At 50.7% G+C, this 20,766-nt stretch carries 16 protein-coding genes; 3 read left to right on the forward strand and 13 right to left on the reverse strand.

Annotation, left to right across the window (positions count from 1 at the left end; genetic code table 11):
* Nucleotides 1-24: 24 nt before the first annotated feature.
* Genes ACTHPM_RS07570 through ACTHPM_RS07580 form a run of 3 tightly spaced genes read right to left on the reverse strand, consistent with a single transcriptional unit; the run spans nt 25 to nt 4,900 of the window.
* Nucleotides 25-1,656, reverse strand: coding sequence for a response regulator transcription factor (locus ACTHPM_RS07570; protein ID WP_440394580.1), 1,632 nt, complete (start codon nt 1,654-1,656; stop codon nt 25-27).
* Nucleotides 1,634-3,397 carry a sensor histidine kinase gene (locus tag ACTHPM_RS07575; RefSeq protein ID WP_440394581.1) on the reverse strand — a complete coding sequence of 588 codons (1,764 nt, stop codon included), beginning with the start codon at nt 3,395-3,397 and terminating at the stop codon, nt 1,634-1,636. The genes ACTHPM_RS07570 and ACTHPM_RS07575 overlap by 23 nt, the downstream gene beginning before the upstream one ends.
* Nucleotides 3,398-3,433: 36 nt before the next feature.
* The gene (locus ACTHPM_RS07580; RefSeq protein WP_440394582.1) at nt 3,434-4,900 is read right to left on the reverse strand and encodes an extracellular solute-binding protein; all 1,467 of its coding nucleotides are present in this window, start codon (nt 4,898-4,900) and stop codon (nt 3,434-3,436) included.
* Between the two features lie 493 nt (nt 4,901-5,393).
* Between ACTHPM_RS07580 and ACTHPM_RS07585 the strand changes: the two genes are divergently transcribed.
* On the forward strand, nt 5,394-6,200 hold the full coding sequence (locus tag ACTHPM_RS07585) for a helix-turn-helix domain-containing protein (protein WP_440394583.1): 807 nt from the start codon (nt 5,394-5,396) through the stop codon (nt 6,198-6,200).
* Between the two features lie 159 nt (nt 6,201-6,359).
* Here the strand turns inward: ACTHPM_RS07585 and ACTHPM_RS07590 are convergent, their stop codons facing one another.
* On the reverse strand, nt 6,360-7,136 hold the full coding sequence (locus ACTHPM_RS07590) for an alpha/beta hydrolase (protein WP_440394584.1): 777 nt from the start codon (nt 7,134-7,136) through the stop codon (nt 6,360-6,362).
* A gap of 51 nt (nt 7,137-7,187) precedes the next feature.
* Nucleotides 7,188-8,483, reverse strand: a complete 1,296-nt coding sequence (locus ACTHPM_RS07595; protein WP_440394585.1) for an SGNH/GDSL hydrolase family protein — start codon at nt 8,481-8,483, stop codon at nt 7,188-7,190.
* 147 nt (nt 8,484-8,630) lie between these two features.
* On the opposite strand from ACTHPM_RS07595, the gene ACTHPM_RS07600 reads away from it, so the two are divergent.
* Nucleotides 8,631-9,395 carry a helix-turn-helix transcriptional regulator gene (locus ACTHPM_RS07600; protein WP_440394586.1) on the forward strand — a complete coding sequence of 255 codons (765 nt, stop codon included), beginning with the start codon at nt 8,631-8,633 and terminating at the stop codon, nt 9,393-9,395.
* 18 nt (nt 9,396-9,413) lie between these two features.
* On the opposite strand, the gene ACTHPM_RS07605 is transcribed toward ACTHPM_RS07600, so the two are convergent.
* From ACTHPM_RS07605 to ACTHPM_RS07640, 8 genes are all read right to left on the reverse strand, one after another.
* Nucleotides 9,414-10,958 carry a carboxylesterase/lipase family protein gene (locus tag ACTHPM_RS07605; protein WP_440394587.1) on the reverse strand — a complete coding sequence of 515 codons (1,545 nt, stop codon included), beginning with the start codon at nt 10,956-10,958 and terminating at the stop codon, nt 9,414-9,416.
* Between the two features lie 16 nt (nt 10,959-10,974).
* Nucleotides 10,975-12,741: a hypothetical protein gene (locus ACTHPM_RS07610; protein WP_440394588.1), complete on the reverse strand. Its 1,767-nt coding sequence runs from the start codon at nt 12,739-12,741 to the stop codon at nt 10,975-10,977.
* 48 nt (nt 12,742-12,789) lie between these two features.
* Complete coding sequence (locus ACTHPM_RS07615) at nt 12,790-13,698, reverse strand: carbohydrate ABC transporter permease (protein WP_440394589.1); 909 nt, start codon at nt 13,696-13,698, stop codon at nt 12,790-12,792.
* On the reverse strand, nt 13,695-14,549 hold the full coding sequence (locus tag ACTHPM_RS07620) for an ABC transporter permease subunit (protein WP_440394590.1): 855 nt from the start codon (nt 14,547-14,549) through the stop codon (nt 13,695-13,697). The genes ACTHPM_RS07615 and ACTHPM_RS07620 overlap by 4 nt, the downstream gene beginning before the upstream one ends.
* 527 nt (nt 14,550-15,076) lie before the next feature.
* Nucleotides 15,077-16,357, reverse strand: coding sequence for a glycoside hydrolase family 27 protein (locus ACTHPM_RS07625; RefSeq protein ID WP_440394591.1), 1,281 nt, complete (start codon nt 16,355-16,357; stop codon nt 15,077-15,079).
* A gap of 128 nt (nt 16,358-16,485) precedes the next feature.
* The gene (locus ACTHPM_RS07630; protein ID WP_440394592.1) at nt 16,486-17,433 is read right to left on the reverse strand and encodes an AraC family transcriptional regulator; all 948 of its coding nucleotides are present in this window, start codon (nt 17,431-17,433) and stop codon (nt 16,486-16,488) included.
* A gap of 39 nt (nt 17,434-17,472) precedes the next feature.
* A complete protein-coding gene (locus tag ACTHPM_RS07635) occupies nt 17,473-18,504 on the reverse strand; it encodes a Cfr family 23S rRNA (adenine(2503)-C(8))-methyltransferase (protein ID WP_440394593.1) in 1,032 nt (343 codons plus the stop codon).
* Nucleotides 18,505-18,845: 341 nt separating this feature from the next.
* Nucleotides 18,846-19,748 (reverse strand): AraC family transcriptional regulator, encoded by a 903-nt coding sequence (locus ACTHPM_RS07640; RefSeq protein ID WP_440394594.1) that lies wholly within the window; start codon nt 19,746-19,748, stop codon nt 18,846-18,848.
* Nucleotides 19,749-19,869: 121 nt separating this feature from the next.
* On the opposite strand from ACTHPM_RS07640, the gene ACTHPM_RS07645 reads away from it, so the two are divergent.
* Nucleotides 19,870-20,760 (forward strand): sugar phosphate isomerase/epimerase family protein, encoded by an 891-nt coding sequence (locus ACTHPM_RS07645; RefSeq protein WP_440394595.1) that lies wholly within the window; start codon nt 19,870-19,872, stop codon nt 20,758-20,760.
* Nucleotides 20,761-20,766 lie beyond the last annotated feature (6 nt).

Consider the following 20,766-nt stretch of genomic DNA (forward strand, 5'->3'; position numbering starts at 1 on the left):
CGCCAAACTCTAGTTTTCGTAGCTTCAATTCAACGCAAGCGTATCCCGATATTCCTGCGGCGTGAGCCCCGCTGCTTTTTTGAAAAAACGGGTGAACGAATGGGCTGCCTCATAACCGACGGATAGCGCCACCTCACGCACTTTCAAATCGTTGTCCCGCAGCATCTCCTTGGCTTTTTTCACCCGGCATTTGTCGATAAAATCAGATAAGTTGATTCCTTTCTCCTGCTTGAAGAACCTTGACAAATACGACGGATTGAAATAGTGGATTTCCGCGAGGCGCACCAGGGACAAATCCTCACTCAGGTGCTCTTCGATGTACTGGCAGATCCGGTCGGCAATCAGCGAGGCCCTGTCCCTCTCCTGCGTTTGTCTGCTCAGGAAGATGGATTCCGCGACGCGCTTCAAATAACCGAAAGCCTCCTCTATCGAGGGATGATCGTTCAGCTGCAACAATTTCCCGGTATCGTCGATATGTCCGTGCATCCCCATTCGGCCTATGCAGGAATGCAGCATCAGCGCAATCGCATAATAGGTTTCGATCGTTAACTGTATCTTTCCGTTTATCTGCAGCGCTCTGGCTGTTACCTCCTCAAGCACTTGGAGAAAATCATCGTTTCTCCCCGATTCAAGATAAGCCGACAGCACCTCCGCTGTCTGACCGTCCGCAAAACTTTCTTTACAGGCCAATCCATCCAAGGCATCACAGCCGTCGCGTACAATGATCGCTCCTCCGCTTCCCATTCTTAACTGCTGCAGCTCCCTCAGTCGCCCGTACTGTCCGGACACACATTCCCACCTGCACGCCTCGCGGCTCATCGTAAATCCGATGTTTAATCCCAGCGAACTGAGACATGATCCCTGAATCAGCTCCATTGTCCCTTCCACAAAACGGTCAAAATGGTTATCGAGTCCGCCTTCAGCCGGCACGGACGGTTGAAGAAACCAAAAAACGTCGCCATGCTTGTCAATGATTCCCATACTCCGGGCCCTACCCGAAAAATAGGAGTCCCATATCCTTCTCACGGACAACAGAATGTTGCATCTTTCGGTGTAAGACTTATCTTCGGGATGGGAAATCCGGCCAAGGACCAGAACGACCGGCTGGGCAGGATCAAGCTGGATCTCCAGCTTGTTGAATTCGCTGAGCAGCATTTCCGTATCTTCGCATATCCTGCGGCTGTTTTGGAGAAGGTGCCTCATATAATCTCCTTGCGCCATGAACTGGAATGCCAGCCGCTGTTCCCGGGACTGCTCCAGCAACAGGCTGTCGATTTGGGCGCGGTCCAATTCGTCAAGAACGTCCTGCACGGTATCGGTCACTTTTCCGTACCCTTCTGTCTTCAGCACATACCTGACATTCGCCATTTGAATGGCGCGGTACGCAAATTCGAACTCGCTGTGCCCGCTCAGGAAGATGACTCTGCATCTCGGCCAGTATTTCTGAATTTCCTCTGACAACTCCAGTCCATTCATGCCGGGCATGGCAATGTCGGTTAAGACCACATCGATTCTGGTACGCGACATCCAAGCCAGCGCTTCCTTGGCGGAATAGGCTTTGCACACATCGAGCCTCTCCGGTTGATGGCCGCTAAATACTTCGTAAAGCCCGTCTGTAATGATATCTTCATCATCAACGATAAGCAGTCTGTACATCCTCTTTCCCCTCCCAGGACTTGATGCGAATGGCAGCCTGCAGCCCTCCCAGCGTGCTTCTCGACAAGAATAGTCCGCTGCCTTCCCCGTAAGTTAACAGAATTCGCCGATGAATATTAATCATTCCGGTCATTTCATGGGATTCGGCAGGATCGGACACCCGTTGCTGCAAAGCCCCAAGGCCGGCATCGTCCATGCGGTTCCCGTTATCCTCAACCTTGATCAGGATTTCAGAATCTATTCGTTCAAACGTGACGCGAAGAATCCCTTCGTCCGGCAGCTTCTCCAGACTGTGTTCATAAGCATTCTCGATCATCGGTTGGACGATCAGTCTCGGCACTTTGATGCGCTGCATGTCATCCGGCAGCTCGTCAAAATGGACACGGATTCGGCGGGAGAAGCGAAGCTGCTGGATCTCCGTGTACATTCTCGCATGCTTGATTTCCTCCGACAGCGTGACATGTTCCTCCCCATTGCGGGCGATGAACCGGTAATACTCGCCGAGCATGATCGTAAACCGTTCGATCCGATCCGTATCGCCTGTCTTTGCCAGCGAATTCAGGATAAAGAAGCTGTTATACAGAAAATGAGGTTTGATTTGCGACTGCAGCTGCTTCAATTCCGCCTTCTGCATCATCAATTTTTGCTTGAAATCCTGGTCGATCAAGGATTGGAGCTTGATTAGCATCTGGTTAAACCGGTCATAAAGGTAGCCGAACTCATCCTTTTGCCCATGCTGGATCGGAATATCGAGGGTTCCTCCCTCCATCCGGCGAAAGCTTTGTACAAGCGATAGCAGCGGACGATGCACGTAGCGGTATGTCGAAAAGGCATAGACCACAATCGCAAAAACCGATGTCACTGCGAAAACCCACGCCCATAAATTGAATTTGATGAGCGGCCTTTTGACCGTTCCTTCCGGTAAGTACGAAACGAGGGTGAGTTCCAATTTGTCGGACTTGGCGATATCAAAATGGTATTCCCTTCCTCCGATATCGAGCAGCATCGTATTGCCTGCCAAGTCCCGGGCTGCCTTCATATAATCATCCAGCAGTTCTGGTGGCGTGCCCGTGCTGGATAATGTGAATCCAACCTTCTCCGCGATCAGAATCGTGCCGCTTTCAGGATACACGCCAAGCGGTTTCATGGAATCCCTCAGCTTGTTGTTATCCAAATCGATTTGAACGAGATACAGCGGATCCTCTTCATTCTTCCCGCCGAACTTGGATGCGGTCAACTGCAGCGAATCGTCCTGCCGCACAAGCCGGCTGCCGTTTTGTTTCCCAATGGATCGTATCTGGTCATACCGATGCCGGTCCAGGGTGCGAACCGCGTTACTTGCAGAAATCGTTTTATCGATGGAGGAAATATGGACATAAATGTCTTGAATGTAAGGACTGCTGTTTTTTATGGATGTCAGACGGTGGAGCAAATAATTCACACTGGACCTTTTCTCTGCGCTGTCCATCATTTCCCAGGTGACGGCAATTTTATTCAGCTCGCTTTCCTGCAAAATATCGAACTGCTGAATTTCAAGCCATTCGATTTCGCGGTTCAGCCCATCGAGATAGGACGATAACTGCGCCAGCGCATTTCTCGATATATCTTCGCTTGCATTCTTGTAACTCCAATTGTATAAGTAAACGCCGAGCAGAATAAGCGGGAGGATCACCACCAGGTATACGAGAACGAGTCTGGCCAGGATGGTATGACGCAATGAATACACAGGAATCCTTATCAAATCAACGCCTCCGTTGCCCTAATCTTTCTGTTTGTCCTAATACCATGCATTGACTTCAGCTGTCATACTGTCACCGCCCAGACGATGCCACTCCTCGACAAAGCGATCAAATTCCTCAACGGGGTGGCCTAATATAATGTTGGTGAACGTATCCATCGTCAGTGAGTCGAGGATGGATTGTTTTTCGATCATCGTATCGGTTGGCGCACCTACAAAACTCTCATACAACAACTGGTTGTTCCTTCGATACCGATCAAGGATGGAGAAAGCTCCCGACGGGCCATAGGTTCGTTCCCAGCCCCAGCCGGACGGATCGCCCCGTGTCTGATAAGCCTCGATATTTTTTTGAATCGCTCTCGCCTCATCCCTCAGCACAGAAGGATTTCCGGTTCGGCGGGCCTCTTCCATTTGATGGTAGGCATCCAGATTCTTGAGTGCAGGATACGGAGTAACAGGTGAAAGCTGCCATGCCGGATAAGGAGTGCTGTAATAGGTTTCAAACTCCGCCGTTGCTCCCCAGTTCTTTTCCAGGTGCAAATTGAACAGCTTGATAATAGCCTCGGAATGCGCAGCCCCCTTGCGGACGGCAAAGAACTGATGGGTACCGAAGCGGAGTGGCACTTTCGCAGTCTTTCCTGTCGCCGATACGATGGGAAAAGCCTTCCACCTTGCTTGCGGATCCCGCTCATGATTGGCCTGCACGATAAACGAGCCCCATTGTTCGCCGTACATCAGGCCGTATTTGCCGGCGGTGATCTGTTCTTTGATCTTGATCCCGTCTTTAAACATAAATTCCTCGTCAATTTGGCCATTGCGGTACATGTCCTGGAGAACCTTAAGCGCGTTTTTGACCTCCGGCTGAACAGCCCCAAAGACCAGTTTTCCGGATGAATCTTTAATCCAAATATTAGGAAAGGCTTCATAGCCAGCCATGAAAGCCGACAGTCCCATTGTGGGATCCCACAAATATTGGGTTACCGGGAGCCCCCATGTATCGTTTCGTCCGTTTTGGTCCGGATCTTTCTCTGTAAACGCTTTCGAAATATTAAGCACGTCATTCATAGTTTGGGGCGGCTGCAGACCAAGACGATCCAGCCAATCGGTCCGGATCCAGATATACTGCGCTCCCTCAATCGATGCACTTGTCTCGGGTATCCCCATCAATTTTCCGTCTACGGTAGCCGCTTCGAACGGTCCATTTCCTTCCTGGCTCAATATTTCCTTCGTGAACGGCGTTGCATATTTCTCATAGTCTTCGGACAAATCCTGAATCAGGCCTGCTCGGCTCAGCTGGCGCAGCTGCTCCGCATTGACTTTCACGACATCAGGCAAATTTCCCGCGGCAAGAGCCACGCCCAGCTTTTGGTTATAGAGGGTGCCTGTTGCCGTCCATTCATATTTGATGTGGATGCCCAGAACTTGTTCATACAGGCGGGTCCACCGATTGTCTTCAAGCGTTTCTCCTGGAAAAGCATGGATCAGGTTCTCTAAATCATCACTCATCTCCCGTACGAAAGTAAGCTCGATCGGCGGGTTGTACTTACTTAAACCCAGCTCTCTGTATCCTTCACTTTTTACCGATAAGGCGCCTTGCTTCTTTTCTGCGCTTCTATCACATGATGCCAGAAAGGACAAAGGGAAGGTTACAGCAAGAAGAAGCGAAATCATGCTTATTCTGGAAATACGCATGTGTACACCCCGTTTCATTTCTTCATATTAAAAGCGCATCAATTTCATTATTCACCGATCTTGTTATTAACACAATCCGCATCTCTTTACCTGTATACCTGATTTTTACATTTTCCCCTTTCTGAATTCGGGAATTTATGTTGAAATGGTTCAAAGCCAGATTGTCCTGTCCTTCCCTTGCGGCTACCACGAATAATTCAGGTTTGTTAAGATTCGAGTAGCAGGACATAGCCGCAAACGAGCCGTACAAACTCGATGATCATTTCGTGATCGAAATCTATTAACTAGCTATTAGGAGGCTGTGTACGTGGATATTGAGCAACATCCCCATCTTGTTCCGAATATCTTTCTGTTTATCGATCGCAGATGCTTTCCCGAATGGTCGATCCAAAAGGCGGAAATCAATTTTCATGATCTAACGTTTGTTGTGGAAGGCAGGGCGAATTACTATATTAACGGAGAGAAATTCACTGCCGAAGCAGGCGATATGGTCTATGTCCCTGAGGGAAGCATCAGGGAGGCTCATACGTTCAAAGAGTCGCCCATGCATTCGTATCCGTTCAATTTCTTTTGGGCCGAGCCCCACAACCATGTTCATCTTCCGTTTGATGGCGTCACCAAGAATGTGCTCACCAAGGAGATCCTGGGATATATCCGCGAATTCAACCATGTATGGATGAGCAAACAACCGTTCTATCACATTCAAGCACGCGCCTTGTTCGAGCTCATCCTCCACCGTTTACTCATTAACCATAGCCGGAAAATGCCCGTGCCGATGGATCCGCGGATCCAGAAATTAACCGAATACATTGCGGAGCATTACTCGGACAATCTCTCAATCTCTGAATTGGCCGAATGGCTGCAGCTTCACCCCGTTTATCTGGGCAAGTTATTCAAGCAAAATACCGGGACGACGATCAAGGAGTTCGTCAACCGCATTCGCGTCAACAATGCCGAAATGATGCTGTCTTCCGGTGACTTTACCGTGAAAAATGCCGCAGAGATGTGCGGAATAGACGATATTTACTATTTCAGCAAGCTCTTCAAGGAAATGAAGGGCTATCCTCCATCTGCGGTCCGGAAGCATGCCGGGCTGAGGCGTTCTCCTAAATGAGGAATACTCCATTTCGTATGTTAAATCGATTTCCGGGAAACCGCCATAGAGGAACTAAATGGCATTTGTAAGTTTTAAACATGACTTTCGCCAAGAAAAAGTGATCAAAAAAAAGAAACCCTTCCAACCAAAGGTCAGGCTTCTCTATGATATACGTCTCTAGGCTCGAAACAGCAGCTGAGAGAAATGATACAGATCATTCTTCCAAACCGGCCAGTCATGTCCGCCGTTGTCCTCGTACCACACATGAGGCACTTCGTGATTGGCCAAATAAGCGTGCGTCCGGTCACTGATATGTTTCAGGTCATCACGATCGCCGCAGGAAAGCCAAAGCAGCCTGAGAAGGTTTGTTGTTTTATCAGGGATCGGTACGAGCAGCTCGGGGGCCTTGGTATTGGACGCCGGAGAAAAAGCACCGATCCAGGCAAAGCGGTCTAGATGATTCAACCCGATATTCAATGCCTGCCCTCCGCCCATGGATAACCCGGCGATACCATAATTCTCTCTGCCTGTGAATACAGGGTACTTCGATTCTATGAAAGGAATCAGATCATGAAGCAAATCAAACTCGAAGGTCTCAAAGGCTTTCACCTTGTCGGGATCAAATAGGTTTCCTTCCGCCCTGTCGTTCGGCATTGCGCGGCCATTAGGGAGAACGACGATCATGGGCTCGAGCTTGCCGTCGGCGTATAGATTATCGAGCACCACCTCTATATGGCCGTGATTCTTCCATTCGGCTTCATCCCCGCCTATGCCGTGCAGGAGAAAGAGCACGTTATACTTGTGCTGCTCTGAGTATCCGGGCGGGGTATATATGAACGTTTGACGGGGACAGCCGACGGTTTCCGAATTATACTCCAGAATTTCGATTTGTCCGCGGCTGATGTTTTCCCTGTATTGGTCAAAATCCGCTGGCGCTGCTTGTATCTCTATCATTTTCTATTTCCTCCCCTGTTCTGTTGTCTCTGTTCTCATCGATGGCATATCTTACGGGACGAAACCAAATCCCAGAATGGTAAACCGTTTATGTTCGCTGCCCCCGGTCATGCCGATCTCCACAGTATGCTCCCCCGTCTGCTGCTCATCGTATAAAATAACCGCACTGCAATGCGTCCAGTTTACTTCATGCGGATCAGCGAACATCTTGTGCTCCCCGTCAACCCGAATCTCGGCGGTTCCGAAAGCGCTGCTTCCCGAGTCTTTGAATACAAGAATGAGGCGCTTGCTCCGGAGTGTAATTGAAAACCGAGCGTCCCCAGATACCTCTGTATGCATCCAGTTATGGGGAAATTGAGGTGTGCCGTACTCATGATCGTCCATTTCCGCGAGCTGCAGGTCCATATCGGTCTCCAGAAAACCACCAACATCAATCCGGGCGATGCGGTCACCGTTCTGACGGTCCAAAAGCCGGGTGTGGACGTAATCCCGACCGATCAGCGGCAGCTTATCCGTCAGGATATGCTCTTTGTCGGGAGCAGATCGGTCTGCGTTTTCGAACAGCCGGTCCAGACAATCCGCCATGATCTGATGCCCGCTATTCGTCGGATGATAGATATCGTAGAAAAATTGCTTTTTCGAGATGACGCCTCCCTGGTCCCTGGCCAACCCGAATTGCCTCACAACGGCGTCTTTTATGCTGACCATGGGCAGGTCGTAATGCCATCCGACCGGAGCGAGCCTATCCTGAAGATTCCAGTCGTTCAGGAACACGCTAAACAGCAAAATCACCGCAGGCTGATGATCGCCTCCAAGCGCCTTCAGCACTAAACTCTCGTAGCAATTGCCCCGCGTCTCGTCTCCTGCGTCATTGACGGCAAACTCCACCACCACGATATCCGGACTTACTGTGCCTTCCCGGAGCACATCCCGATCATAACGCACGATTCCCAGCTCCGAGGGCGTCCCGCCTACTCCCGCTTTGATAAGACGGACCGTATTCTCAGAGGGAGCAAACCGCTTCCTAAAAAGCTCACACGACCTGTATGCATAACAATGGGTATGAAGCGGGACGGCCCCGGCGCCATGGGTGATGGAGCCTCCGATGTAGGCGATGGTCACCTGCTCGCCTCTCTTCGCTTTTTCGATGGCCGCTTTCAATCGCTTATTGTTCCCCCTGTGCAGGAGAGACTTATCGATCATGTCGCGATAGGATGGCGAATCAAATTCAACGGGGGCATCCCGCAAGTCTTCGGCAGCTTGATCTTCCTCAATCAAGTATTCCGGGTCACGCGGTGCCGCCGGGCCTTCCGCTTTATTTATGAATGAGATTGAATGATCGGTCATGGGTATTCCCCTTTTCGTTGAAATTGCATCATGTTACATCTCATCCCGATGTTTGCTTATTAGCTCTTTCGGGGAGCCATCCTTCTCTCTATCTTCAGGTTTTCCTCATTATGGTATAGTAGAGACACATGCCAAGGAGGGATAAGGATGGCCCATATCCATTTCGTAGAGTGCAACACGACACACGCAAGCAATTTTGTTATCGATGTTCCGATGGGCTATCACTGGCTCCTGGTCGTCACCAAGACTCCTGCGGAGTTTTGGGTCAACGGAGAGCTGAAGCAATACCCTGCGCATAGCGTGATCCTTTATCGTCCGCAGCAGAAGGTTTACTATCGGGCATGCGCAGATCATTTCATCAATGACTGGATACGCTTCGAATCCGATGAACCCTATATTACGGAATCGCCGCTGCCGCATGGAGTCCCGTTTTCCCTGGAAGATCCGGAATACTGCCAGAAGCTGTTTGAACTGTTAACCATCGAACATAAGTTTCACCGGGATTACAGGGCATCTTCCATAGACTGTTTACTGCGGACGCTGTTCAACAAGCTGCTGGAATCTTATTTTCATGAGCGTATTACGCCTCAGTACTATCATTTATTGAAACTCCGAACGGCGATCCAGACCGATCCGGGCGAATATTGGACGGTTGCGAAAATGGCAGATTATCTCGGAATCAGTCCAGGTTATCTGCAGAGCATCTACAAAAAAACCTTCAGGGTCTCCTGCATGGAAGATGTGATCAACAGCCGCATCCGCTTGGCCAAGGAATATTTGATTCATAGCACCCAAAGCGTTGCTGAAGTCGCCTCCCAATGCGGATACCAAAATGTGGAGCATTTTTGCAGACAGTTCAAACAGATGACCGGCTCTTCGCCAAGAAAATTCCAGGAGTCTGTAAAAGGATAAGACCCGAACGTCTTAACGCTAAGCCTTGGGTTGCACGGATAGCCTGTTTTTCTTGAAAAATTGGTCCACCAGAAACTTCATGATCTCACTCGGCTGTTCTCGGGAAAACCCTGCCTGATCTGCAAAAAGCATCCCATACGGGGCATCGGGAGTATAGGGCTCCCAACGCGGCAGCTCCTCTCCCGTTGAATCCAGTCCGTTCGGGTCACCGGAGCGGATGAAATTCGCCCAGTAATTGCACATTTGCCGGGCCAAATCGTAATGTTTGCCGACAAACGGCCTCCAGCATTTAGCCAGCGTTTCAAAGAAAAACCAGAGATCCACCGAGTGGAAGGTGCCCGGATGATCCCAGCCGGGGATCTCCGCATCAAAATTGTAATAATACAATGGGGTGCCGGGGCCATTCTCGGCATTGGCCTGTGCGGCGATGCGAATGGCATATTCGATGCCGCTCACCGCAGCCTTCTTCCGGCATTCCTCGATGCTGCCCGATTGCGCGCCGCAAAGCTCCAGGAACGCATCTGCATCGTCTCCGAACATGTCCGCGGCCAGCTTCTTCAGATCCTCAGACGTTTCGGCATCCGGAACGCTGAAGAACTCGGAGGACGTGTGACCGAGCATAACCGGCACCTTCCAGCGCTTGTGATCAAGGAACAGATCAAACGGGTTGCCTGTGCTGAACACCTGATCCCCGACGGTGCCCCAAAAGCCTTGGTACTGCACTGCCTTATCACGGAGAACGGCAGCATCCAGCTGCCGGGCTTCCGCAAGCGACGTTACGCCGAGATAGTCAAAAAATTTCACGCCATCCTGCTCGGCTTCCGCCAAATGATTCCGGAGCGGAGGCGTACGGGTTCCCGGATAAAGCTTCGTAAAAATCCCGCTTTGGACAATCGCCTTCTGAAAGAGCCCTTCGTTCTGCGGCGAAGTCAGCTGCGTCATCACGCTCCCTCCGCCGGCGGACTGGCCGCCGATCGTGATGTTATCCGGATCGCCGCCGAAAGCCGCAATATTGCGCTTGACCCATCTCGTCGCCGCCTGTTGATCGAGGTTGCCGAAGTTAGCTGGAGCCTCCGGCGCTTCCGCCGTAATTTCGGGATGGCATAAAAATCCGAACACATTGAGGCGGTAGTTGATCGTGACGACTACGATCCCTCTCCTGGCGATACGTTCACCGTCAAACTCCATTTCAGCCGTGTGGCCAACCTGAAGTCCCCCGCCAAAATACCAGACATATACCGGCAGCTTCTCATCGGTACGTTTGGCCGGTGTCCACACGTTCAGGTAGAGACAGTCCTCGTCCATGGCGATGTCCGGTTCCACGGCCCACTCCCGGGTATAGATATTGTTGTCGTCGAGCTCCTGCCTCACCTGCATCGAGATCGGCGCAAATTCATAGGCTTTAAGCACGCCTGCCCAATCCTTGGCCGGCTGAGGGGCACGCCATCGGTTTTCGCCTACAGGCGGAGCGGCGAACGGAATTCCCTTGAAGCTCGTAATCCGTGGATCGGCTGCCGGCAGTCCCTGCACCAACCCGTTTTCAACCTCTATAATTCGAAGCATGATTTGATTTCCCCCTTCATTTACCTGCTGTAGCATCCGCGCGCATTTTCACGATTTTTTGCGCCTTTGCCGTATCCGAGGCAAGTACCTCATTCCAGCCGAGGCCTGCCACATCGGTCTTCATCTTGGCCCACAGCTGGTCAAACTCCGCCTGATTTTTTGCAAACACCATTTTCCAGGATGCATTCTTTACATAGTCCGAAATCTGACTTCGTTTGTTTTTGATATCCGACGAATCGACGCCGAAGCTCGTATTAATGTTCGGTACGATGTCGATCATCTTATTTTTCTGGTAGTAGTCTGTTGCGTTCTTTGCGCTATAGGTGTTCTGCCAATCCGTGGTCAAGGCGGTCTTGTTCGCTTCCAGGGTAGTACTCCAGTAGTTGTTGTTATAGAATTCGCCGGTGTCCGGGTCCTTCACAAAATCGCTCATGATCATGCTATTGATCTTGCTCTGTCCGTCCTGGTAACCGCCGCCCCCATATTGATCCGGTACGGGGGTGTTCTTCTGAAAAGCGGTTTGTCCTGCTTCGGTCAGCTTGAACTTCCCGCCCTCCGTCTTTTCGTAGTTGAATCCTTCAAAACCGTTCGTGTAGTAGCGCAAGCCCTCTGGAGAAACCGACCAGTCGAGGAATTCCATGATTCTTTCCGGGTTCTTCGCCTTAGAGCCGATGGCAAAGACCCTTCCGTTGCCGTAATAGGCATCACTGGTCTGAATGATCCGGGAATCTGCGATCGGGACGGAAACATAGCCATCGCCGTTTTTGCCTCGTTCAATGGAATTGTAGAAGCCTCGTTGCCAGGAGTACCATAACAGAAGCACCTGCTTGTTCGTCAGCTTTTCCGAGACCTTGTTCCAGTCCTGCGATGCGGAATCCGGATCGATCAGCCCCATTTGATTCGCCGTAAAATAGAACTGCAAAATCTTTTTGTACATGCTGTTGTCATCGATCAGCGGAACGACATCCCCTTTGGCGTTCAGCTGGATGGTAGTCGTTCCGTCCGGCTGCTCAAAGCCGTACCAGTTGCTCAGCCAGCGCACGTTTTCCATCCCTCCGCCATCCCAATCCTTCCACAAGGTGATCGGAACAATCGGTTTTCCGTCCGGGGTCCGGGGATACTTTTCCTGCATCTTTTTGAGTGCATTCAACAGATCGGTCAAATTGTTCAGCTTGGGAGCTCCTATTCCCTTGTAATAATCCCAAGGCAAAATCGGGCTCGAGTAGGGCTGATCTTCCGAATACGTCGTGGGCGAAGTATCGGCCACAAACGTCGGCATCGCATAAATTTTGCCGTCCGGATTGACTTTGTCAAAAGCCTCGTTGAACGGCTTGAAGTGATTATCCACATATTTGGACAAATACTTGGTATTCTTGACCTTGTCCGAGATGTCCATAATCAGGCCGGCCGGGATGAGTTCTTCCAGCTGACTGTTATCAATGATCAGGAGATCCCCCAGATTTCCTGCTGCCGACCTGGTCTTGTATAACTGATCGCCGGCAACCTGCGGAGCCAGAATGTTCAGCGTCAGATTGAATTTGTCCTTGAGCAGCTTACCGTACCATCCGGTCTGCTCTCCCTGGTAATTCGCCGCGTTATCGAACACCGTAATCGTCAGCGGCTTACTGTGGTCTATGGCTGTTTTATCTTGGGAGTTCGAAGCTTCATTGCCTGCTTCCTCATTGGATGCGCTTCCACATCCGGCAAGGCTGGCCGAGGCCATGAAGAGGCAAACGAACAGTGTCACGATCGATTTTTTGGCTGCTTCCCTGCTCTTACTCATTAGCAATCCTCCTGATCCATTGTTTAATTCTCATGTACATATCAGCAATCACCCTTTGACCGCCCCGATCATGATTCCCTTGACGAAGAACCTCTGGAAAATCGGATACACAAGCAATATGGGTGCGACGACGATGATGGTGACCGTCATGCGGATGGAAGTTGTGGTTTGCTCTGTGGCCAGACTCGCCATGGCGGTTGAACCGGCATTTTGCAGATTGACCATGGTCGATAATGAGCTTGCCTGATTGATGTAGTTATAAAGAATGAATTGCAGCGTGTACAATCTACTGTCCGTCACGAGCAGCAGCGTATCCTGGAAGGAGTTCCACTGATCCACGGCAGTGAATATGGCAACCGTAGCTAGTATAGGCTTGCTTAACGGCAATATGATTCTGAAGAAGATCGTCATCGTTCCCGCCCCGTCGATGCTTGCCGCCTGTTGCAATTCCTTTGGCGTCGATTCCACGAAGGTTTTGACAAGAATGATGAAAAACGGGGCAACGATCGTCGGCAGAATATAGGCCAAAAAGTTGTTGGTCAAATGCAGGGATCTCATGGTGAGGTACCACGGAATAATCCCGGCATTAAAAAACATCGTAATCACGGTGAAGCGGTACCAGAACCTCCTCCCCCACATATCCTCCTGGGAGAACATGAATCCCAAAAAGGCGGAAGCTCCAACCGTCAGCAGCGTTCCAATCAATGTTCTGCCAAGAGAGACCAAGGCTGCATTCCACAGACCCGGTATTTTAAAGACATCCAAATAATTCTGGAAGTGGATTTGTTTTGGATAAAAGACGACATCCCCTCTGGCACTGATATCGTTAGCACTGATCGTATTAATGATGATGGAGTAAAACGGATAGACGCAAACGAAGGCAAACAGGGAAAAAAGGACATATATCAAAACGGTGATCATTTTGTCGGTCGCACTCGTCGGAACGGCTTTTCTCATACAATGCCCTCTCCTCTTAACAATTTTGACATTCCATTCACCGAAAAGAGAAGAATGACACTGATCAGACTCTTCAGCATGCTGATCGCGACCGATACGGAATAGCTGCCGCCTCCCATCGCCTGGTTGTAGACATACAGATCCAGCACTTGTATGTTTTCCTTGTTGAATGCATTCTGAAATACGAAGTACTGCTCCAAGCCATTATTCAGAAAGCCCGCGATTTGCAGCATGAGCAGTACAAAATACGTCGGGAGCATGCTCGGGAGGATGACGTTCCATATCACCTGCATTCTCGTCGCTCCATCGACATGAGCCGCTTCATACAGGGAATCATCGATACCTGTGATTGCCGCTATGTACAGAATGGCGGACCATCCGAGTGTTTTCCAGATCGTCCATAACCACATGGTCATCCATACATGATCCGTGTTCTGAAGGAATAAGATCGGAGAATCGATCAGACCCAGCTGCCTCAGCAGACCGTTCATGATGCCTTCGCTGGAAAACATGGTAAACGCCAGAGAATAGACCAAAACCCAGCTGATAAAATTCGGCAGCGTCGTCACCGTCTGCACAAACTTCCGAAATCGTACCGCCTTCATCTCATTCAGGAATATGGCGAAGATCATGGGAAGCCAAGAGAACAGCAGCATCAGACCGCTCATGCCAAACGTATTCTTGATGACTTGAAGAAGCTGGTTAATTTTGACCTCATTTTCGATCAAGGAACGAAACCATTGTAATCCTACAAATGGCGATCGGGACAGCGGAATCGGCGGCGTGTAGTCGAAGAAAGCATAAACCCATCCGTATAGCGGGTAGTACGCAAAGACAGCAAGCATAAGCATGAACGGGAGTATATACAGGAATTTCCTCACAGACATGCCTCTTCTGCTGTAATTTTGTATACGCATCATGTCACCTTCCCATAGAATTCGTCTTTATGCGGCGTTGTCATGTAATCGCTTTCAAAGGCATGCAGAGAACGGATTCCATTCACTATGAATACTCTAGCAAGCAGCTTCATCGGCTTATCTGGAACACCTCCATCCTAAAAATGTGGTCCACACAACTTCAGATTCAGTTTAGAGCTTAGCGCTAAATTTTAAAAAAATTGTAAATGACTCCCTTGATTTAAACAATGATGTATACCAACAACTAATTGATATATAGTCACATGGGTCAGCTAGACTGTGGAACGGAAATTTCATGCGGTCCTGGAGCGGTTCGGCTCTTCTCTACAAAATCATTCAAACGATCATCCTGACAAAAAAGGAAGCCTATCTTTAAAAAGATAGACTTCCTCTCATCATTTCTGCAGCCTGTACGCCGCCAAACAAGAACCAATAACGGATAAATCAAATGCATGAAGGATTCATTCCGTTATGATCCGGAATAAAGCGGCTCCATGAGGAGCAACCGTAGCAGCCAAAGTGCCGGCCAGCTCCCGGCGCTCCTCTCTGGTCCACAGATTGTCCGCATATGCCGGGCCAGAAATGCCTAACTCTGCCAGTGCTACGGAAATGTCAGCAGTTTCCTCACCGATATTGAACAGCGCGGCGTAACGCTCCCCATGGGGGCCCTCAGCAGCCCATATTACCCGGCCTGCAGTCCGACTCACCAGCCGGGCGCCAAAGCTGTTCCGGTGCATGTCCAGCACATCCCGGTTGGTCAGAAGCGATAAAGTCCACTCGTCGTTATTGCGCATCTCGCCGCCGAACATGAGCGGCGAACGGAAGATCGTCCACAGCGTCATCATTGTGAGCTGCTCGTCTCGCGTAAAGCTTGTCATACGGTCGGGATGGCTGCACCGCACGCCGATACGGCCCAGCGGGAGCATGTCGCAATCCGGCCAGCAGCCGGGCTTAGGCCGCCCCTGCCAAGTCTCGCAGCGGTCGAACATATCAAGCAGCAGCGGCCAGCGGTCCCAGAAATCGTCGGTCATCCGCCACATGTTGGCGTTGGCTTCAAGGAAATCAGCATGCTTGACGGGTGCAGGACCGGGGGACAGGCTGAGCACCATCGGACGGCCGGCATGGTCGATCGCCCTCCGGATCAGCTCCATTTCCGCCAAATGCGGTCCCCCGTGCAGCCAAGAATCCGCAATATCATCCACCTTGACGTAATCGACACCCCATTCGGCATACATTTCAAACAAGGAATGATAATATTCCTGCGCCCCTTCCTTGCTTGCATCGACGCCGTACATGTCCGTGTTCCACCCGCAGAAGGAGCAGGTATGGGCGATATCCCGTGCCGTCACCTTCGTTCCCTTGATCGGCGTATGATCATGCACAGCCTGCCGCGGAATGCCGCGCATCATGTGGATTCCAAATTTCAAACCGAGGCTGTGCACGTCATCCGCCAAAGGCTTGAAGCCACGCCCCCCCTCTGCGGACGGAAAGCGGTTCACCGCCGGCACGAGCCGCGAGTAACCGTCCGTTTCGAGCCGGACGAAGGGTCTGTAAAGGTCGGATACGGCTCCCGGTTCATACCATTGAATGTCCACGACAATGAATTCCCAGCCGTATTTCTTTAAATGCCGCGCCATATATTCGGCGTTGCCCCGGACTTCCGCTTCCGTAACCGTCGCGCCGTAACAATCCCAGCTGTTCCACCCCATCGGGGGTGTTGGTGCAAACGAATGATGCTGCATGACGTTCCTCCCGAAATGATTTCGTAGAATAATATTGCTTTACGCCTTTCATATTACGCCCGGGAAGAACAACGTCTCCATAGTAATCTTTCGTCTATCACAGTACAATATTGCTGTCCAAAGCACCATTAATCATTAAAACGCTTATCCACGTTATAATCTTCAAGAAACATCCGGCTGAACGTCAGCTGCCCCTCTTCGGAGCGGAAACCTCCGGGCGTCAATCCGGTCATTTTCCGGAACACCTTGATCAGGTAACTGCCACCGGAATAACCAACTTGTTCGGCGATCTGTTCAACGCTCATGTCCGTCTCTCGCAGCAGCCGCATCGCCTGTTCAATCCGGACCCGATTCAAATATTCGCTTGGCGTCTGACCTACCACCGCCGCAAACGTGCGCAGCAAATGGTATTTCGACCATCCGAGCCGATCCGACAGCTGATCCAGGCTGATCATCGAGTGGTAATTCGTATCCATGTACTCGGCGGCCTTGCGCACTTTATCGGGCCAGTTCCGCTGTTCGTCATGCGGCGCTACCGCATACCGGCACAATTCAGATATGAAAGAATATACGCATGATGAGGCCGTGTACGGGTCGGTAATCCTGCCGTGGCCCGCTTGATTCCAAATCTCCTGCAGCGCCCGGACGGGACGACTTGCGGGCAGCAGGAAGGGGGCCTCCCCCAACCGGAGCTTCGCTTCTTCCCAATTCGGCAGGATGAGCGCCGGCCGCATCAGAATAAAGACGAAGGACCAATGCGTTCCGTCAGACGGAAAATAATAGCGGTGATTGCCGGGAATTTCTGCCATGATCGCACGGCCCTGACCGATTCGGTACGTCTCCGTCCCCGATTCGAATACCCCCTCGCCTTCCAGCGTGTACTGGAACAGCAGCAACGGGCCATCCTTCCGCACGTCGCCATCCCATCGGTATGACGGGTGCCTGATCTCATCCCGTCCGACCGCAAACAATTCGCACAGCGCCAAGTGTGAAGGCGCAGAGAAACGAAAGCCGTATGTGCCAGTCCCCGTACCGGATGCCAACCGGTTTCCTTCGTTGCCGTTTTTAAGAACCATGGGAACTCCCTCCTTTAGGCCCGGATTATTTTCATCATTTCACTGTGATCCGTACAGCTGACCGCATGCTGCGTTGATCTCGGAACCAAACTGGGTTCTGACGGTAACATGGACTCCTTTTGCCTTTAAGATTTGAAGGAAGAGGTTGATTCTGCTCCGATCCGATTCTTGATAACTTCGCGAAGTCGCAGAGGTGGAATTGTAAGGAATGAGGTTAACATGATACAAATGTTCCCATGAGCCTCTTCCCTGCAGTAAATCAGCAACAGCTGCGGCATGCGCGGCTGAGTCATTGACCTCCCGGAGAAGGATATAAGCAATGTAGACTTTTCGTTTGGTCGTTTGAATATGCTCATCGAGCAGCCCCATCACTACTTCTAACGGATAATGATGATTGATGGGCATGAGCTCGCTTCTCTGATCCGGAAAGGGAGAGTGAAGAGAAAAGGTGAGATTCATCTGTGGAAATTCCTTCATTAATTTCTTGATTCCCGGAAGAATGCCTATGGTTGACACCGTAATTCTCCGATGCCCCAAGCCGAAAAGATCGGGATTGGTCAGTACCTGTAAAGCCTCGAATACGTACGGATTGGCAAGCGCTTCCCCCATCCCCATAAACGACACGCTATCCAGTGAGGAATGATGCAAGTGAAAATACAGCAGCTGATCCGTGATTTCATCCGGCGTCAGATTTCTTTTTAGCCCAAGGGTACCCGTAGCGCAAAAGGTACAGCCAAATCCGCAGCCGCATTGGGAAGAAATGCAGTAAGATTCCCAGTCATTTTTATAACTTAACTTTACGGTCTCGATATGTTCGTCACCCGGAATCGCAAAAAGAATCTTGCTCACTTGCTTGGATTGCTGCACGATTTTGGGTGTAATACTCAGCACATCGTCACCCATTTCCTTGATCAACTCGTGTCTTACGGCTTTGGGCAAGCAGCTCATGTCATCATAATGCCTGATTTTCTGTTTGAAAATGGCTTCCGTTAGCTGCTTGTATCTATAATCCGGCTGCTTAAGGGCCAAAAGAATCCCGCGGATTCGCTCATATTTAGAATGTTGCTTCATCGTTAACGATCTCCTATTACACGGAGACAAAGCAAAAGAAAGCACCGATGCACCGGTGCTTTCCTGCAATACATTAACCAAGCTATACAAAAACAAGCGACCAGCTTAAAAACAAGTCACTTCCGATATCTATGCATAGAAGGATAAAGCTCCGGTATCTGATTTGTGATTGGGTGAACCTTGCCAAATGTTGCTCTCAAAGACAGGCTCACCTGATCATCTACAAGCTCGGAAATTGTCATGCTTTATCCCTCCCTCATTTTTATATTGAAGAAAGTATCATAAGATGGTTCATGCAGTCAAGCATGCTGCCGCCTTTAAGCGAGACCCGGTTTGTTTCATTAGCGGGACCCGTTTGGATCCAATTTTCTTTCCATGGATGGCGTGATCCCCAGGTGCTTTTTATAAAGCTTCGTAAAATAATTCGGATTGTCAAAGCCCACTAGCAACGCGATTTCCGTCACGGACTCGTTGGTTTCGGTCAGAAGCCGGCGGGCCTCCTTCACTCTGCAAATATGGATGTATTCAATAAAGGTCCGGCCCGTTAACCGCTTGAACAGCTTGCAGAAATAATACGGATTCAGGTTGACCTGCCGGGCTGCCTCCTCGACGGTAACCTTATCCGAAAGGTTCGATTCGATCTGCCTGATCAGCTGCTTAAATCTCTCCCGGTTGGGGAAATATGCACCACGCGCATCGGCTTTTTCTGCGCTTGGCTTATTCTCCCTGGCCATCAGCGTCAAGAAAAGGTGCAGCCTGGATTTCACCGTCAGCTGGTAAGCCGGAAGCCTGAGGCGGAGCTCCGTGATGCTCTCCTCTAAGAGGGCCACATATCCGCTATGTTCTTCATGGCGGCAGATCTTCACTGGAAACTGAAGCCTGCCTTCCAAATAAGGCGCGACAAATTGATGATGAACGGGATCATGCAGCCAGTCATTAAACAGGGAAGCGTTGACGACAATGCAGTCGTAATGGAGGTCGCCTTCAACGAGGGAGTAACCGACGTGCAGGCTCCCCCCGGGAATCATGAGGACATCCCCTTTCGCTACCGTATAAGGACGGCTGTCAACATGGAAGACGGCGCTGCCATGCCTCATGACGAGGAGTTCAAAATGCTCGTGCCAATGCAAGTACAAAATGCAGTGACCGGCGTGAGTGCCGGAGCAGCGGTTCTGAAAAAGTTGAAACGGGTATACCGTGTTCTCCAGCGCGGTATTCTCCCATAAGTCCCTAGGATAGGTCACGCCCATACCCCCTCAAAATCAGACTAGTATTCCACAAGATCGGTTAGAGAAAACAGCTTGCCTCCCCGCTATAATGGTGGTGTAACGAATACGATATGTCAATATAGGAGTGATCACAATCATGGACACCAACAACTTGCGGATCGGAACGCTGGTCGGCGGCGCTGACGCGGTACGGGTAATCCCGCAGATAGCCAAGTACGGCTTCGAATCATTTAATCTCACGTTTTGGCAAACCTCGGGGGGCACTGACCTGAAGGAGCTTGCTGCACGGATGAAAGAATTGGGGGATGAGCATGATTTTGTGATTTCGGCTATCAGCGTGTTCGGTAACCCTTTGACCGGTAAAGGCGACAATGCGGACACGCTGGCCACCTGGGAGCGGCTGATCGATCACGCCCATTTGTTCGGCACTGAAATTGTATCCGGTTTCACGGGCCGCTTGACGGGATGCCCCATTGACGAATCCATCCCGAAGTTCAAAGAAGTTTTTGGAGAGCTGGCAAGACGGGCGGCAGACCAAGGCGTGAAGCTGGCTTTTGAAAACTGCGATATGGACGGTACCTGGAAGACCGGGGACTGGAATATCGCCCATAACCCGGCGGCATGGGAAATGATGTTCAATGCCGTGCCATCAGACAATCTCGGGCTGGAATGGGAGCCGTGCCATCAAATGGTCAGCCTCATCGATCCGATACCTCAGCTCCGCAAATGGGCGCCTAAGGTGTTCCATGTGCACGGTAAGGACGCTACCATCGCATGGGATGTCATCAGAGAACATGGCGTACACGGCAATCAGCCGTTCGTCTGGCATCGCACACCCGGATTTGGTGACAGCAACTGGTCGGATATTATGACCATTCTGCGGCAGAACGGATATCAAGGGACAATTGATATTGAAGGCTGGCATGATCCGGTCTATTCAGGAGAGCTGGAAATGACGGGCCAGGTCCACGCATTGAATTATTTAAAACGTTGCCGGGGCGGGGATTTCGTTCCGAATCCGGTGTAGGGGGAA

Origin of the sequence: Paenibacillus sp. SAFN-054 (assembly GCF_051966755.1) — a bacterium.
Taxonomy (GTDB): Bacteria; Bacillota; Bacilli; order Paenibacillales; family Paenibacillaceae; genus Paenibacillus_AQ.